Genomic DNA, 18225 nt, shown 5'->3' on the forward strand with positions numbered 1-18225 from the left:
CTGTCCACACCTGTGTATAACTATGTGGACAGTTGTTTTGTCGCCAAGCGTGGTGTGACTCGGGTCCGGGACGTTCGAAAACCAGGGAGATGCGTCGTTGGCCGATGACCCCGGTTCCAGTTTCACGACAGTGTGGAATGCGGTCGTTTCCGAGCTCAACGGGGAGCCCACTGCCGACGGCATGACCGTCAACCGCACGACGCTGGTCACTCCCCTCACCCCGCAGCAAAGAGCGTGGCTGAATCTGGTTCGCCCGCTGACCATCGTCGAGGGCTTTGCTCTGCTGTCGGTGCCGAGCAGTTTCGTGCAGAACGAGATCGAACGACATCTGCGCGCGCCCATCACCGATGCGCTCAGCCGTCGGCTTGGTCAGCAGATCCAACTGGGAGTCCGCATCGCTCCCCCGCCCGACGACGTCGAGGACGCGCTCATCCCGCCGGCGGAACCGTTCCCCGAATCCGATCCTTCCTTCGGCGGCGACGGACCGGCCGTCGATACCGAGGAAGCTTTCGAAAACAGCGAGACCGTCGGCGACAACCAGCCCGGCTGGCCCAACTACTTCACCGAGCGGCCGCACGCGATCGACCCGGCCGTCGCCGCCGGAACGAGCCTCAACCGCCGCTACACTTTCGACACTTTCGTCATCGGCGCCTCCAACCGGTTCGCACACGCGGCCGCCCTGGCGATCGCCGAAGCACCGGCGCGGGCTTACAACCCGTTGTTTATCTGGGGTGAGTCCGGTCTCGGTAAGACCCACCTGTTGCACGCCGCCGGGAATTACGCCCAGCGGCTGTTCCCGGGGATGCGGGTCAAGTACGTGTCCACCGAGGAGTTCACCAACGACTTCATCAACTCGCTGCGTGACGACCGCAAAGTCGCGTTCAAGCGCAGCTACCGCGACGTCGACGTGCTGCTGGTCGATGACATTCAGTTCATCGAAGGCAAGGAAGGTATCCAGGAAGAGTTCTTCCACACCTTCAACACGCTGCACAACGCCAACAAGCAGATCGTCATCTCCTCGGACCGGCCGCCCAAACAGCTGGCCACCCTGGAAGACCGGCTGAGAACACGCTTCGAGTGGGGCTTGATCACCGATGTGCAGCCCCCGGAGCTGGAAACCCGGATCGCCATCTTGCGCAAGAAAGCTCAGATGGAGCGGCTGGCGGTGCCCGACGACGTGCTCGAACTCATCGCCAGCAGCATCGAGCGCAACATCCGCGAGCTCGAAGGTGCCCTGATCCGGGTCACCGCGTTCGCCTCGCTGAACAAGACGCCGATCGACAAATCACTGGCCGAAATCGTCCTGCGCGACCTGATCGCCGATGCCAGCACCATGCAGATCAGCGCGGCCACCATCATGGCGGCCACCGCCGAGTACTTCGACACCACCGTGGAAGAACTCCGCGGGCCCGGCAAGACTCGCGCGCTGGCGCAGTCGCGCCAGATCGCCATGTATCTATGCCGCGAGCTCACCGACCTCTCACTGCCCAAGATCGGCCAGGCGTTCGGCCGGGACCACACCACGGTCATGTATGCGCAGCGGAAGATCTTGTCCGAGATGGCCGAGCGCCGTGAGATTTTTGATCACGTCAAGGAGCTCACCACTCGCATCCGGCAGCGCTCCAAGCGCTGAGTTCTTCTCTCGCCCGGCGCACCGAGCGCCGTTTTCCGGGCTTCTGCTGCCCGAGTTTGTGATTTTTTTCGAGAAACTTCACGCGCGTCTGTCACACCCGCCACACCGTGCGTATGTGGGCAGGGCTGTGCACAACGCAATTAAACGCCGGTGCAGTAACACCGCGTGCGTGCACAGCCGTGGTTCGTCCCCACCCACCCAACACACCACCAACAGGTAGGCACGCCGCAATGCACAACCCGATCATGGCGCTAGCTGCGCCGAGACGGTGTTCTCCCCAGAATGCACAGGCCTTAATACTGGTACTGAGATCTCTTCATCGGTTCTTCTTTGAAATACAGGCTTGGGGACGCGCGGCACACACCCGTCGCCTTGGCCTTGGTCAGCTCGGGTTGTCGGGCTTTGCGATTAGCTTTCAAGATGGCCCCGAAGGATCTACGGTTGTTCTTCGACTGCCGTAACGTTCGTCGTTGGCATTGCATGTCATCGGCGTTCGTGGCGGAGCCCCGTGCTAGCGGCGGGCGGCTAGCCAATGGATTCGAAACGCTGAGTAGGTGAAGGGACGCTATGGACGCGGCGACGACAACGGCTGGCCTCAGCGACTTGAAATTTCGTTTAACGCGGGAGTCTTTCGCCGACGCGGTCTCGTGGGTGGCGAAGAACCTGCCGTCCAGACCAGCGGTGCCGGTGCTGTCCGGTGTGCTGCTGTCTGGAACCGACGAGGGCCTGACGATCTCCGGATTCGATTACGAAGTTTCCGCCGAAGCACAGGTTTCAGCCGAAATCGCTTCTCCGGGAAGCGTTTTGGTATCCGGCCGGTTGTTGTCGGACATCGTGCGGGCACTGCCGAACAAGCCCATCGACTTCTACGTCAACGGTAATCGCGTGGCGCTGCACTGCGGAAACGCCAGGTTCTCGTTGCCGACGATGGCCGTCGAGGATTACCCGACGCTGCCGACGCTGCCGGAAGAGACCGGGGCGCTGCCCGCTGATCTGTTCGCCGAGGCGATCGGCCAGGTTGTCATCGCCGCCGGCCGCGACGACACGTTGCCGATGCTGACCGGTATCAGGGTAGAGATTTCGGGGGACACGGTGGTGTTGGCCGCGACCGACAGATTCCGTTTGGCAGTTCGCGAGCTGACTTGGTCGGCGGCCGCACCGGACATCGAAGCCGCGGTCCTGGTGCCGGCCAAGACGCTGGCCGAAGCCGCCCGGACCGGCGCCGACGGCTCCGAGGTCCGGTTGTCATTGGGTGCGGGCTCGGGCGTCGGAAAAGATGGATTGCTCGGCATCAGCGGTAATGGCAAGCGCAGCACCACCCGCCTGCTCGATGCGGAGTTTCCGAAGTTCCGTCAGCTGCTGCCGGCCGAGCACACGGCCGTGGCGACCATCAATGTGGCGGAGTTGACCGAGGCCATCAAGCTGGTGGCGTTGGTGGCCGACCGTGGTGCGCAGGTGCGGATGGAATTCAGCGAAGGTTCGCTGCGGTTGTCCGCCGGTGCCGATGACGTCGGCCGGGCCGAAGAAGATCTGGCGGTCGATTTTGTCGGCGAGCCGTTGACGATCGCCTTCAACCCGACGTACCTGACCGACGGATTAGGATCGGTCCATTCCGAGCGGGTGTCGTTCGGTTTCACTACTCCGGGTAAGCCGGCGTTGCTGCGTCCGGCGTTGAACGACGACAGCCACCCGACCGGCCCGGGCCCCTACAGCGCCCTGCCGACCGATTACGTCTACTTGTTGATGCCTGTCCGGTTGCCTGGCTAGGTGTACGTCCGGCATTTGGGACTGCGTGACTTCCGGTCCTGGGCACACGCCGACCTCGAATTGCAGCCTGGTCGGACGGTCTTCATCGGGTCCAACGGGTTCGGGAAGACGAATCTCCTTGAGGCGCTGTGGTATTCGAGCACCCTGGGTTCACATCGGGTGGGAACCGACCTGCCGTTGATTCGCGCGGGTGCCGACCGCGCGCTGATTTCCACAATCGTCGTCAACGAAGGCAGGGAGTGTGCGGTCGATCTGGAAATCGCCGCGGGCCGGGCGAATAAGGCACGGCTGAATCGTTCCCCGGTGCGCAGTACCCGCGAAGTGATCGGGGTCCTGCGCGCGGTGCTGTTTGCTCCCGAAGACCTGTCGTTGGTGCGGGGTGATCCGTCGGACCGGCGCCGCTACCTCGATGACCTGGCGACGGTGCGCCGCCCGGCGGTGGCCGCGGTGCGGGTCGACTACGAAAAAGTCTTGCGGCAGCGCACGGCGTTGTTGAAATCGCTGTCCGGTGCGCGCTACCGGGGCGACCAGGGCGCGCTGGACACGCTCGACGTGTGGGACAGTCGCCTCGCCGAACACGGTGCCCAATTGATGGCCGCGCGTATCGATTTGGTGAACCAGTTGGCTCCGGAGGTCGAAAAGGCGTATCAGCTTTTGGCTCCCGGATCGCGTGCCGCGTCCATCGGTTATCGATCCAGCCTGGCTGCCGAGGCGGCGGCTGATCTCGCCGGCGCCGATCGTGAATTCCTGGAAGCCGCCTTGCTGGCGGCATTGTCGGCACGCCGCGGCGCGGAGCTGGAACGGGGCATGTGTCTGGTCGGGCCGCACCGCGATGACCTGGAATTGTGGCTCGGGGATCAACCCGCGAAAGGCTTTGCCAGCCATGGGGAGTCGTGGTCGTTTGCTTTGTCGCTGCGGCTGGCCGCTTACGAACTACTGCGTGCCGAGGAAAGCGAACCCGTGTTGTTGCTCGACGACGTATTCGCCGAGCTCGATACCGCCCGGCGCCGCGCACTCGCCACGGTGGCCGAATCCGCCGAACAAGTGTTGGTCACCGCCGCGGTGCTCGAAGACATTCCGGCGGGCTGGGAAGCTCGACAGGTCTACGTCGACTTATGCGACGGCGACTCGGGCCGGGTATCGGAGATGCACTCATGACCGGTACGGATGACGGTCCGCGCCCCAGCGGGGCGTCGAGTGCGCTGAGTGGGATCGATTTGGTCAGGCGCACCCTCGAGGAGGCTCGGGCCGCGGCCCGGGCCCAGGGAAAAGATGCCGGCCGCGGCCGGGCGGTGGCTCCCGTGCCGCGCCGGGTGGCGGGCCGGCGACGCAGCTGGTCGGGACCCGGACCCGACGTTCGAGACCCGCAACCGCTGGGCAGCCTGGCGCGCGAACTGGCGAAAAAACGGGGTTGGTCAGCGCAAGTCGCCGAGGGCACCGTGCTGGGAAACTGGGCGACGGTGGTTGGCCACCAGATCGCCGACCATGCGGTGCCGACCGCCCTGAACGAGGGCGTGCTGAGCGTGACCGCCGAATCGACGGCGTGGGCCACCCAGTTGCGGATGATCCAGTCGCAGTTGTTGGCCAAGATCGCGGCCGCCGTCGGCAACGGAGTCGTGACGTCGTTGAGAATCACCGGCCCGGCCGCACCCTCCTGGCGTAAGGGGCCGCGTCACATCGCGGGACGAGGCCCGCGCGACACCTACGGTTAGGGAGTCAGACCCCCGCCTGCGGATGCCCAGACGGGGGTTTGTCCACAGGCCCCTGAAATCGGCCAGGACGACGCAGACCCCCTCGACGCACGTCGGGACGCGGCCAGAATAAAGAAATCGTGCGCACGGCGCGGTTAGCTGGGTAGAAACGCGGCCAGAAAATCGGTCCCGACGCCCGATCACGCTAGACTGGCGGGATGCGACTGTTGCGGTGACTGGAACCGCCCGCATGAAACCCCAAGGAGAGCATTCCGACCGTGGCTGCCCAGAAGAAGAAGGCGCAAAACGAATACGGCGCTTCAGCGATCACCGTGCTCGAAGGCCTGGAGGCCGTCCGCAAACGCCCCGGTATGTACATCGGGTCCACCGGTGAGCGTGGTTTGCACCACCTCATCTGGGAGGTGGTCGACAACTCGGTCGACGAGGCGATGGCCGGCTACGCCGACAAGGTCGACGTCCGCATTCTCGACGACGGCAGCGTCGAGGTCTCCGACAACGGCCGCGGCATTCCGGTGGCGATGCACGCGACCGGCGCCCCCACCGTCGACGTCGTGATGACGCAACTGCACGCCGGCGGCAAGTTCGGCGGGGAGAACAGCGGTTACAACGTCAGTGGTGGTCTGCACGGCGTCGGTGTGTCGGTGGTCAACGCGCTCTCGACGCGGCTCGAGGTGGACATCGCCCGTGACGGCCACGAATGGTCGCAGTATTACGACCGTGCGGTGCCCGGAACGCTCAAACAGGGCGAGGCCACCAAGCGCACCGGCACCACCATCCGATTCTGGGCCGATCCGGAAATCTTCGAGACCACCGACTACGACTTCGAAACGGTGGCACGCCGGCTCCAGGAGATGGCGTTCCTCAATAAGGGGTTGACGATCAACCTCACCGACGAGCGGGTGTCCAAGGAGGAGGTCGTCGACGAGGTCGTCAGCGATACCGCCGAAGCTCCCAAGACGGCAGAGGAAAAAGCAGCCGAATCCACTGCGCCCCATAAGGTCAAGCACCGCACCTTCCACTACCCCGGTGGTCTGGTCGACTTCGTCAAGCACATCAACCGCACCAAGAGCCCGATCCAGCAGAGCATCATCGACTTCGACGGCAAGGGCCCCGGCCACGAGGTCGAAATCGCCATGCAGTGGAACGGCGGCTACTCGGAATCCGTGCACACCTTCGCCAACACCATCAACACCCACGAGGGCGGCACCCACGAAGAGGGCTTCCGCAGCGCGCTGACCACGGTGGTCAACAAGTACGCCAAGGACAAGAAGCTCCTCAAAGACAAGGACCCGAACCTCACCGGCGACGACATCCGCGAAGGGCTGGCCGCGGTGATCTCGGTGAAGGTCAGCGAACCGCAGTTTGAGGGCCAGACCAAGACCAAGCTGGGCAACACCGAAGTCAAGTCATTCGTGCAGAAGGTCTGCAACGAACAACTGACGCATTGGTTCGAAGCCAACCCCGCGGACGCCAAGGTCGTGGTCAACAAGGCGGTGTCTTCGGCGCAGGCCCGCATCGCCGCGCGAAAGGCGCGAGAGTTGGTGCGCCGCAAGAGCGCTACCGATCTCGGTGGGCTGCCCGGAAAGCTCGCCGACTGCCGATCCACCGACCCGCGCAAGTCGGAACTGTATGTGGTGGAGGGCGACTCGGCCGGCGGCTCGGCCAAGAGCGGCCGCGACTCGATGTTCCAGGCGATCCTGCCGCTGCGCGGCAAGATCATCAATGTCGAAAAGGCGCGTATCGACCGGGTTTTGAAGAACACCGAAGTCCAGGCGATCATCACCGCGCTCGGCACCGGCATTCACGACGAGTTCGACCTCACCAAGCTGCGCTATCACAAGATCGTGCTGATGGCCGACGCGGACGTCGACGGCCAGCACATCTCTACGTTGTTGCTGACGCTGTTGTTCCGATTCATGCGGCCGCTGATCGAAAACGGGCACGTGTTTTTGGCGCAGCCGCCACTGTACAAGTTGAAGTGGCAGCGCAGCGAACCCGAATTCGCCTACTCCGACCGCGAGCGCGACGGTCTACTTGCCGAAGGCAGGAAGGCCGGCCGCAAGATCAACGCCGAGGATGGCATCCAGCGCTACAAGGGTCTCGGCGAGATGGACGCCAAGGAACTGTGGGAGACCACGATGGACCCCTCGGTGCGGGTGCTGCGTCAGATCACTCTCGACGACGCCGCCGCTGCCGACGAATTGTTCTCGATCCTGATGGGCGAAGACGTCGACGCCCGCCGCAGCTTCATCACCCGCAACGCCAAAGATGTGCGCTTCCTTGATGTTTAGCGCCTCAGCACCTGCTACCCCACTGAAATCTCACCGATGAGGAATAGATGACAGACACCACGCTGCCGCCCGGCGGCGATGCCGCCGACCGTATCGAACCGGTCGACATCCAGCAGGAGATGCAACGCAGCTACATCGATTACGCGATGAGCGTGATCGTCGGCCGTGCACTACCCGAGGTGCGGGACGGTCTGAAGCCGGTGCACCGCCGGGTGCTCTATGCCATGTTCGACTCGGGCTTCCGTCCGGACCGTGGCCATGCGAAGTCGGCCCGCTCGGTCGCCGAGACGATGGGTAACTACCACCCGCACGGCGACTCGTCGATCTACGACACCCTGGTGCGCATGGCCCAGCCGTGGTCACTGCGCTACCCGTTGGTTGACGGCCAGGGCAACTTCGGCTCGCCGGGTAACGACCCGCCAGCAGCCATGCGGTACACCGAGGCGCGGCTGACTCCGCTCGCCATGGAGATGCTGCGCGAAATCGACGAGGAGACAGTCGATTTCATCCCGAACTATGACGGCAGGGTGCAAGAGCCGACCGTGCTGCCCAGCCGGTTCCCCAACCTACTGGCCAACGGCTCCGGCGGTATCGCGGTCGGCATGGCGACCAACATCCCGCCGCACAACCTGCGGGAACTGGCCGACGCCGTCTACTGGTGCCTGGACAACCACGAGGCCGACGAAGAGGCCACGCTGGCCGCGGTCTGCGAGCGGGTCAAGGGCCCGGACTTCCCCACCCACGGTCTGATCGTCGGATCGCAAGGCATCCACGACGCGTACACCACCGGCCGCGGGTCGATCCGGATGCGCGGAGTCGTTGAGGTGGAAGAAGATTCGCGCGGGCGTACCTCGCTGGTGATCACCGAGCTGCCGTATCAGGTGAACCACGACAACTTCATCACCTCGATCGCCGAGCAGGTCCGCGACGGCAAGCTGGCCGGCATCTCCAACATCGAAGACCAGTCCAGCGACCGCGTCGGCCTGCGCATCGTCGTGGAGATCAAGCGCGACGCCGTGGCCAAGGTGGTGCTGAACAACCTCTACAAGCACACCCAGCTGCAGACCAGCTTTGGGGCGAACATGTTGTCGATCGTCGACGGGGTGCCGCGCACCCTGCGCCTCGACCAGATGATCCGCCACTACGTCGACCATCAACTCGACGTGATCATCCGGCGCACCACGTACCGCCTGCGCAAGGCCAACGAGCGCGCGCACATCTTGCGCGGTTTGGTGAAAGCCCTTGACGCACTTGACGAAGTGATCGCGTTGATCCGGGCGTCGGAAACCGTCGACATCGCCCGGGCCGGCCTGATCGAGCTGCTGGACATCGACGAAATCCAGGCCCAGGCCATCCTGGACATGCAGCTGCGCCGGCTGGCGGCCCTGGAGCGTCAGCGCATCATCGACGACCTGGCCAAGATCGAAGCGGAGATCGCCGACCTCGAGGACATCCTGGCCAAGCCGGAGCGGCAGCGCGCCATCGTCCGCGACGAGCTGGCCGAGATCGTCGAGAAGCACGGCGACGACCGTCGCACCCGGATCATCGCCGCCGACGGTGACGTCGCCGACGAGGATCTGATCGCCCGCGAGGACGTCGTCGTCACCATCACCGAGACCGGCTACGCCAAGCGCACCAAGACCGACCTGTATCGCAGCCAGAAGCGCGGCGGCAAGGGAGTGCAGGGCGCCGGGCTCAAGCAGGACGACATCGTGCGGCACTTCTTCGTCTGCTCGACCCACGACTGGATCCTGTTCTTCACCACCCAGGGCCGGGTGTATCGGGCCAAGGCATACGACCTGCCGGAAGCGTCGCGCACCGCGCGCGGCCAGCACGTCGCCAACCTGCTGGCCTTCCAGCCCGAGGAGCGGATCGCTCAGGTCATCCAGATCAAGAGCTACGAGGACGCCCCGTACCTGGTGCTGGCCACCCGCAACGGTCTGGTGAAGAAAACCAAGTTGACCGACTTCGACTCCAACCGGTCGGGCGGAATCGTGGCGATCAACCTGCGCGACAGCGACGAACTCGTCGGCGCGGTGCTTTGCTCCTCCGAGGAGGACCTGTTGCTGGTCTCGGCCAACGGCCAGTCCATCCGGTTCTCGGCGACCGACGAAGCCCTGCGTCCGATGGGCCGCGCCACCTCCGGCGTGCAGGGCATGCGGTTCAACGCCGACGACTACCTGCTGTCGCTCAACGTCGTCCGCGAGGGCACCTACCTCCTGGTGGCGACGTCGGGCGGGTACGCCAAGCGCACCGCGATCGAGGAGTATCCCGTGCAGGGCCGCGGCGGCAAGGGAGTCCTGACGGTGATGTACGACCGCCGGCGCGGCAGGCTGGTTGGTGCCTTGATCGTCGATGAGGACAGCGAGCTGTACGCCATCACTTCGGGAGGCGGCGTCATCCGCACCGCGGCGGGCCAGGTCCGCAAGGCGGGACGACAGACCAAGGGCGTGCGCCTGATGAACCTGGGTGAAGAGAACACGCTGTTGGCCATCGCCCGCAACGCCGAAGAAAACGCGGACGAAGTCGTCGAGGAAAGCGGCAGTGCTGCGGAGTCGGACAACTAGTCGGTACCGAACCACTAGACTCAGCCGGATGACGATGCGGGCCGCGGGGCGGCCCGCGGAGGAATCGGGCATTTAGACTCAGCCGGATGACGATGCGGGCCGCGGGGCGGCCCGCGGAGGAATCGGGCATTTAGACTCAGCCCGACCAGACAGAATGCGACTGCCACCGCGCGGGCGGCCAGGGTAGGAGACCTAAGGAGTCGGGGTGACCTCACCGAACGAGCCGGGCGCCCCCAACAAGGGGGACGGCCCCAACGGGGATGGTTCGGTCGAGCGCGCCGGGGTGCGCCGGGCCGCGCCGCCCGCATCGGGTGGCGGCGCCCCCCATGAGGGTGGGGAGGGACCACCGTGGCAGCGCGGCGGTGCCCGGCCCTCGCAGCCGGGGCCCCGGCAGCACGAGGCGTCCACCGATAAGCGGCCATCGGGCCAGCAGAGCGGCGTCGCGCCCCGACTGAACCGCTTCATCTCCGGCACCGCAGCGCCCGCACCCGGCGGTCCGGCGCATGCCAAGGAACCTGAGCCTGCGCGCACCGAGGGATCCCCGGCCGAGGCCTACGCTAGTGAACTGCCGGATCTGTCCGGCCCGCTGCCGCGTGGCCCACACCGCAAGCCCGCACCCGAGCGTCCCGCAGATTCGTCGAGCTCGTCGGGCGGACGTCCGACAACCGCCGAGAGCCGGGAAAGCCGCGACAACCGAGTGCAGGTGTCTCGGCGAACGCGGGGCCCCGTGCGCGCCAGCATGCAGATTCGGCGGATCGATCCCTGGAGCACGTTGAAGGTATCGCTGCTGCTCTCGGTGGCTTTGTTCTTCGTCTGGATGATCGCCGTCGCGTTCCTCTACCTGGTGCTCGGGGGCATGGGCGTGTGGTCGAAGTTGAACAGCAACGTCGGCGACTTGCTGAACAACACCAGCGGCAGCAGCGGCGAACTGGTGTCCAGCGGCACGATTTTCGGCGGCGCCGTCTTGATCGGCTTGGTCAACATCGTGCTGCTCACCGCGATGGCCACCATCGCCGCGTTCGTCTACAACCTCACCACGGATCTGATCGGCGGTGTCGAAGTGACATTGGCGGATCGCGACTAGCAGTGGATGCTGCGCTTTTGGGAGTCGGGCGGCTATTGCGGTAATCTCGTCGCTCGGCCGTACGCGAGTACGGGCCTATAGCTCAGGCGGTTAGAGCGCTTCGCTGATAACGAAGAGGTCGGAGGTTCGAGTCCTCCTAGGCCCACAACCATGTGCCCGTCAAGACGTTGCGTAAGACTCGCACTGCCACTGGGGCTTGCCGCCGTATTGGCAGCGGTGGCGTGGTCACGACGTGGAGTCGAGATCTGGCACGTGGCTGTGGATGACCAAGGTCAACCACCCAGTCACGATGAGGGGCCTTAGCTCAGTTGGTAGAGCACCGCCTTTGCAAGGCGGGTGTCAGGGGTTCGATTCCCCTAGGCTCCACAACGCTGCGGACCTCCATCAACCCGACCGCACCGACCGACGCGTGCGGGTCAAGCCACGAGACACTCGAGTGGCGCTCAAGAATTTCAGTTAACTCCGATCCCGGACATCTCAGGTCCGCAGATAACCTCACGGACCGATCGTGTTCCGCTAACATCTGTAAGCACTGATTGCGTGACCCGTAAGCCACCGCCGCCGTAAAGGCGACTGACCTGCAGCAAATCTCCAGCCCTACCACATATTCTCAATATCGGCGACGCAGTAGGCAGCCCGGCAATTGACCGGTTGCTAACCAGCGATAAGGCAGCCCACGGCGCAACTCCACCTTTGCTACGAGGAGGAAACGGCTTTGTACGGGCTAATCCGCAGTGGGGTGAGTGCTCAGGGTCGGCCATGTCTTCGGTCCGGGTAGTCAGGACGCCTTTCACGCCGGTCGCGGTCATCGGCATGGCGTGCCGACTGCCCGGTGGCATCGACTCTCCAGAACAGTTGTGGGACGCGCTGCTGCGCGGCGCTGACCTGGTCACCGAAATCCCACCCGAGCGGTGGGACGCCGAGGAGTACTACGACCCGCAGGCTGGTGTGCCCGGCCGGTCGGTGTGTAAGTGGGGCGCGTTCCTCGATGACGTGGCGGGCTTCGATTCCGAGTTCTTCGGTATCACCGAAAAAGAAGCGACCGCGATGGATCCTCAGCATCGCTTGCTGCTGGAAGTTTCGTGGGAGGCCATGGAGCACGGGGGCCTCACCCGGCATACGCTGGCCGGCTCGCGGACCGGCGTGTTCATGGGATTGATGCACGACGACTACCAGTTCGTGCACGCCGACGCCAACGCGCTGGACGGGCCCTACGGATACATGGGCAACAGCTTCGCCATGGGCTCCGGGCGGATCGCCTACACGATGGGGCTGCGCGGCCCGGCGATGACGGTGGACACCGCGTGCTCGTCAGGACTAGCCGCAGTGCATCTGGCCTGCCGAAGCTTGCAGGACGGCGAGAGCGACATCGCCCTGGCGGGCGGCGCCTCGGTATCCCTCGAACCGCGCAAATCCTGTTCGGGTTCCGCCATCGGAATGCTGTCCGCGACCGGACGCTGCCATGCGTTCGATGTCGCCGCCGACGGGTTCGTGGCCGGCGAGGGGTGCGTCGTGCTGATGCTCAAGCGACTACCGGATGCGATCGACGCCGGCGACCGGATCTTGGCGGTGCTGCGCGGCACGGCTGCCAACCAAGACGGCCACACGGTGAATATCGTGACGCCGTCACGGGCCGCGCAAGTCGAGGCCTATCGCGCGGCGTTGGCCGCGGCGGGCGTCGACCCCCGCACCGTCGGCATGGTGGAGGCGCACGGTCCCGGAACCCCGGTCGGCGATCCGATCGAGTACGCCAGCCTGGCAGAGGTGTACGGCCTCGACGGGCCGTGCGCGCTGGCATCGGTGAAGACCAACTTCGGGCACACCCAGTCGGCCGCCGGGGCGCTGGGTCTGATGAAGGCGATCCTCGCGCTGCAACACGGTGTGGTTCCGCGCAACCTGCACTTCACCCGGCTGCCCGACGAGATGGCCCAAATTGAAACCAATCTGTTTGTGCCGCAGGAGAATACGCCGTGGCCCCGGAACGGTCACCGCGGCCCGCGGCGCGCCGCGGTGTCGTCATACGGCTTCTCGGGCACCAACGTGCACACGATCGTCGAGCAGGCCCCCGAGACGGCGGCACCGGTTGACGCGCCCAACACTCCGGCGATCGGCTGCCCCCTGCTTTTCCCGCTGTCGGCGACGTCGGCCGACGGACTGCGGCAAACCGCCGGGCGGCTCGCCGCCTGGATCGGCGCGCACGCGCAGGGGCCGGCGGCGGCGGATGTGGCGTACACCCTTACTCGCCGCCGTGCGCACCGCCCGGTGCGCACGACGGTCATCGCCGGCAGCCTCACGGAGCTCACCGAAGGCCTGCGCGGAATTGCGGCGGACGACTTCCCGTACCAGTCCGCGGTCGGACAGGACGATCGAGGACCGGTGTGGCTGTTCTCCGGGCAGGGTTCGCAGTGGGCGGCGATGGGTGCCGAGCTGCTCGCGACTGAACCGGTGTTCGCCGCGACCGTCGCCGAGGCGGAACCCCTGATCGCCCGGGAGTCCGGATTCTCGGTGACCGAAGCGATTTCGGGGCCCGAGACGGTGACCGGGATCGATCGCATTCAGCCCGCGCTGTTCACGATGCAGGTCGCGCTGGCCGCCACGATGAGGTCCTACGGGGTGCGGCCCGGGGCCGTGATCGGTCACTCGATGGGCGAGGCCGCCGCCGCGGTCGTGGCGGGCGCGCTGTCGCTGGAGGACGGCGTGCGGGTGATCTGCCGCCGCTCACGACTGATGTCCACGATCGCCGGCTCCGGCGCCATGGCATCGGTGGAATTGCCGGCCGAGCAAGTGCTTCTGGAACTGATGGCCCGCGGTGTCGAGGACGTCGTGCTCGCGGTGGTCGCCTCGCCCCGGTCCACGGTGGTCGGCGGCGCCACGCAGGCCGTGCGCGACCTGGTCACCGCGTGGGAGCAACGGGACGTGCCGGCCCGCGAAATCGCCGTTGACGTCGCGTCGCACTCCCCGCAGGTGGATCCAATCCTCGACGAGCTGTCCGACGTGCTCGCAGAGCTCAACCCCATGACACCTGAGGTGCGCTTCTACTCCGCGACCGCATTCGACCCGCGCGAGCAGCCCGTGTGCGATGCCTGGTACTGGTCGGACAATCTGCGTCACATGGTGCGTTTCGCCGCGGCAGTGCAGGCGGCGCAGGAGGACGGCCACCGGGTATTCGCGGAATTGGCCCCGCATCCCCTCCTCACCCACGCCGTGGAGCAGACTGCCGGCAGCCTCGGCATGCCGCTGGCCGCACTCGCCGCCATGCGCCGCGAGCAAGCCCTGCCGCATGGACTGCGAGGCTTTCTTACCGAACTGTTCAGTGCCGGTGCTGCGATCGACTTTTCCGCGATCTCCCCCGGCGGTCGGCTGGTGGATGCGCCGCTTCCGGCGTGGAACCACCGCCCCCTGCTGCTGACCCGCGGCGGCGACGATTCGCGGGCACGCGGCGCTTGGGCAGTTCCGGTGCACCCCCTGATGGGCGCCCATGTGCGACTGCACGAGGTGCCGGAGCGCCACGTTTGGCAGGGCGAGGTCGGTACCGCGGCTCAGCCCTGGCTGGTCGATCACCGGATCCACAACGTGGCCGCGCTTCCAGGAGCGGCCTACTGCGAGATGGCGTGGGAAGCCGCCCGCACCGTCCTGGGCGAGAAGTCCGAGGTCCGCGACATCAGCTTCGAGGCGATGCTGTTGCTGGACGATGAGACTCCGGTATCCGCCGTCGCATCGGTGACCCCCGCGGGCGCAGTCGATTTCGTGGTGGAGACGTTCGCGGAAGGCACCCAGATTCGCCGGGCGGCGGCGGTGTTGCACCCGGTAGGGGATGACGACCAGCCCCCGACCTACGCCATGCCCGCCTTACTCGCGGCCCACCCGCACCGGCTGGAAGGCGCCGAGTTGCGCACGCAGTTCGACGAGCACGGTTTGCAGTACGGTGCCGCATTCGCCGGACTGGCCGCGGTGCACAGCGCCGACGAGACGGTCGGCACGGTGCTGGCCGACGTCGGGCTACCCGGCCCGATCCGCTCGCAACAGAACGCCTATGGCGTGCATCCCGCCTTGCTGGACGCCTGCTTCCAGTCGGTGGCGGCTAGTTCTGCCGCCCGGGCCGCCGGTAGTTCAGGTCTGCTGTTGCCGATGCGCATACGCCGGATCCGTGTCTATGCTCCCGCGCGCACCGCGCGCTACTGCTACACGACGGTGACACGTGCCGACGGGGCCGGGTTGGAGGCCGACCTCGATGTGCTCGACGAGTATGGGACGGTCCTGCTGGCCGTCCGCGGGCTGCAAGTCGGCACCGGGGCCTCCGAGAGCGTGAACCGTGATCGTGTTCTCAACGAACGGCTGCTGAGCATCGAGTGGATGCCGCGCACTCTGCCCGATGCGGACCAGGTCGTGCCGGGCACGTATTTGTTGATCAGCACCTCTGCCACCGCCGCCGTCATGGCGACCAGCCTGACCGATGCGTTGAAGGCCGCAGGCGCCGGCTGCCTGACCATGACATGGCCGCAACGCTCCGATCACCAGGCCAATTCCGAATCGGTCGGGTCGCATCTGGATACCCACGAGGTCGGTGCAGTGGTCGTCCTCACGGGACCTAGAAACGGCAACCCGGACGAGGAGTGTGCCCAGCGCGGCGGGGACTATGTGCGCCATCTGGCGCGAATTGTCAGGGATATCACGGCAATCGACGACGAACCGCCGCCCCTTTACGTCGTCACGCGCAACGCCCAGACCGTGTTGCCGGGGGACGTGATCAACCTGGAACAGGCCGGGCTGCGTGGCCTGGTGCGAGCGATCGGCACGGAGTATCCCCATCTGCGGGCCGCCCAGATCGACGTGGACGAGGACACGGACGCCGAGCAACTGGCACGGCAACTGCTGGGGTCCTCGGATGAGGACGAGACGGCCTGGCGGCACGGCCAGTGGCACGCGGCGCGCCTGACTCCGGCACCGCTACGGCCGGAGGAGCGGCGGACCGCCGTGGTGGACCACCCGGACGATGGGATGCGGGTGCAGATCCGCACGCCTGGCGACCTGGAAACGATCGAACTGGCCGCGTTCCAACGCCTTCCACCGGGACCCGGGGAGATCGAGGTCGCGGTGATGGCGGCCAGCATCAACTTCGCCGATGTCCTCTTCGCCTCCGGCCAGTATCCGGGTGTCCCCGGCAGGGCGCCCCGGCTGGGCACGGATTTTGCGGGCGTCGTGACCGCGATCGGCCCCGGCGTGACCACTCACCGGGTGGGCGAACGTGTGGGCGGCCTGTCCGAAAACGGTTGCTGGGCCACGTTTGTCACCTGCGACGCCCGCCTCGCCGCGCCCCTTCCCCCGGGCCTCACTGAGGATCAGGCGGCCGCGGTGAGCACCCCGCATGCCATCGCCTGGTATGGGCTACACGATCAGGCAAGGATCACCAGTGGCGACCGGGTATTGATCCACTCCGCCACCGGCAGCGTCGGGCAGGCGGCGATCGCCATCGCCCGTGCCTCGGGAGCCGAGGTCTTCGCCACCGCCGGCAGCGAGCAGCGACGAGACCTGCTGCGCCACAGCGGTGTTGAGCATGCCTACGATTCACGCAGCACCGAGTTCATCGAGCAGATCCGCCGCGACACCGACGGGTACGGTGTCGACATCGTGCTCAGCGCCCTGACGGGGGCCGCCCAGCGCGCCGGGTTGGAAGCGCTGTCCGTTGGCGGCCGATTCGTGGAAATCGGTCAACACGACCCCTGTGCCAACACGCGACTCGGCCCCTTCCCCTTCCATCGCAATCTCACCGTGCATCACGTCGATCTGACCCTGATGGCCGAGAGTCGCCCGCAGCGCATCGGTGACCTGCTGGGCACGGTGTACCGGCTTGTCGCAGACGGTACGGTGCCATTACCGGAAATCACGCACTACCCGCTGGGTGACGCGGCCGCGGCTCTCCGCGTGAAAACCGAGGCCGAACAGCCGGGCAAGTTCGTGCTCGACGTGCCCCGGGGCGGGCACACCAACGTCGTGGTCCCACCCGAGCAGGTCCCGGCTTTCCGGGCTGACGGCTCCTACATCCTCACCGGCGGATTGGGGGGCATCGGTCTCTTCCTTGCCGAGAAGATGGCAACGGCCGGTTGTGGCCGCATCGTGCTCAGCTCCCGTTCGCAGCCCAATCCCAAAGCGCTGGAAGCGATCGCCTTCATGCGGGCGATGGGCACCGACATCGAGGTGGAATGCGGCGACATCACCGAAGCCGGTACGGCGGCGCGTTTGGTGGCCGCGGCGACCGCCACCGGCCTTCCGCTGCGCGGGGTGCTACACGCCGCAGCCGTGTTCGAAAATGCAATGCTGGCCAATATGTCCGAGGAGCTCATCGGACGCAATTGGGCGCCAAAGGCCCACGGAGCGTGGAACTTACACCAAGCTACGGCCGGCCTTCCGCTGGACTGGTTCTGCCTGTTCTCCTCGGCAGTAGGTCTGGTGGGCTCACCCGGACAAGGGGCCTACGCCGCGGCGAACAGCTGGTTGGACGCATTCGCGCGGTGGCGCCGAACCCAAGGCCTTCCCGCCACCGCGATCGGATGGGCATTGTGGTCCGAGGTCGGTCGCGTCACCGAACGCCGAGCCGAGAACGGCGACGATCCGGCTCCCGGCGAGGGCGGCGAAGGCACCGCCATCGCACACTGGCGCGACACCGCTTTCACGGCCGAAGAGGGGGCCTACGCTTTCCAAGCGCTGCTCTGCCACGACCGCGCGTACTCCGGGTACGCAAAAATGACGGGCACGCCGTGGTTCGCCGCCTACGCGCACCGCAGCCGGTTCGCCGAACTGTTCCGGTCCAAATCTCAAAGCGCGGTGGATGCAAGCGAATTTCTCAACGAGTTGAACGCGCTACCGCCGGAGGAGCGGCCTATCCGGCTGCGGCGCATGATCTCCGATGCGGTCAGCCTGATTCTCCGTCGCACCATCGATCCGGATCACCCCCTTTCCGAGTACGGCCTCGACTCGATGGGCAACCTCGAGCTGCGCACTCGTATCGAGGCCGAAACTGGGATACGCGTGACCACCAACGACATCACCACGATTCAGGGTTTGGCCGGACTCCTGTCCGAACGGCTGGCATCCGGCGAGTCGGCACCGCACCGCCGCAACGGCGCGCACATCGAAATGCCGGCCGAGCCAGTGGACTGAAGGAGAAACGGTG

The 18225-nt window shown here is 66.0% G+C and carries 8 protein-coding genes and 2 tRNA genes; all 10 read left to right on the forward strand.

The genetic code is table 11. The annotated features are described in order from the left end of the window. The first annotated feature begins 97 nt into the window (after positions 1-97). The 10 genes from dnaA to pks2 all read left to right on the forward strand — a co-directional run bounded on the left by dnaA (position 98) and on the right by pks2 (position 18212). Positions 98-1633, forward strand: coding sequence for a chromosomal replication initiator protein DnaA (gene dnaA / locus G6N50_RS19640; RefSeq protein WP_083095098.1), 1536 nt, complete (start codon positions 98-100; stop codon positions 1631-1633). Positions 1634-2200: 567 nt separating this feature from the next. Further along, positions 2201-3400 (forward strand): DNA polymerase III subunit beta, encoded by a 1200-nt coding sequence (gene dnaN / locus G6N50_RS19645; RefSeq protein WP_083095099.1) that lies wholly within the window; start codon positions 2201-2203, stop codon positions 3398-3400. Beyond that, on the forward strand, positions 3401-4558 hold the full coding sequence (gene recF / locus G6N50_RS19650) for a DNA replication/repair protein RecF (RefSeq protein ID WP_083095100.1): 1158 nt from the start codon (positions 3401-3403) through the stop codon (positions 4556-4558). After that, entirely contained in the window at positions 4555-5112 is a 558-nt protein-coding gene (locus G6N50_RS19655; protein WP_083095101.1) for a DUF721 family protein, read from the forward strand. The genes recF and G6N50_RS19655 overlap by 4 nt, the downstream gene beginning before the upstream one ends. A gap of 257 nt (positions 5113-5369) precedes the next feature. Continuing rightward, positions 5370-7403, forward strand: a complete 2034-nt coding sequence (gene gyrB / locus G6N50_RS19660; RefSeq protein WP_083095102.1) for a DNA topoisomerase (ATP-hydrolyzing) subunit B — start codon at positions 5370-5372, stop codon at positions 7401-7403. A gap of 47 nt (positions 7404-7450) precedes the next feature. Beyond that, positions 7451-9970, forward strand: coding sequence for a DNA gyrase subunit A (gyrA, locus tag G6N50_RS19665; RefSeq protein WP_083095103.1), 2520 nt, complete (start codon positions 7451-7453; stop codon positions 9968-9970). 205 nt (positions 9971-10175) lie between these two features. Next, positions 10176-11054, forward strand: coding sequence for a DUF3566 domain-containing protein (locus G6N50_RS19670; RefSeq protein ID WP_083095104.1), 879 nt, complete (start codon positions 10176-10178; stop codon positions 11052-11054). 71 nt (positions 11055-11125) lie between these two features. Beyond that, a tRNA-Ile gene (locus tag G6N50_RS19675) sits at positions 11126-11199 on the forward strand. Between the two features lie 148 nt (positions 11200-11347). Further along, a tRNA-Ala gene (locus tag G6N50_RS19680) sits at positions 11348-11420 on the forward strand. Positions 11421-11813: 393 nt separating this feature from the next. Next, positions 11814-18212 carry a sulfolipid-1 biosynthesis phthioceranic/hydroxyphthioceranic acid synthase gene (gene pks2, locus G6N50_RS19685; protein WP_083095105.1) on the forward strand — a complete coding sequence of 2133 codons (6399 nt, stop codon included), beginning with the start codon at positions 11814-11816 and terminating at the stop codon, positions 18210-18212. Positions 18213-18225: the final 13 nt, after the last annotated feature.

This window comes from Mycobacterium mantenii (assembly GCF_010731775.1).
In the GTDB taxonomy this organism is placed as follows: Bacteria; Actinomycetota; Actinomycetes; order Mycobacteriales; family Mycobacteriaceae; genus Mycobacterium; species Mycobacterium mantenii.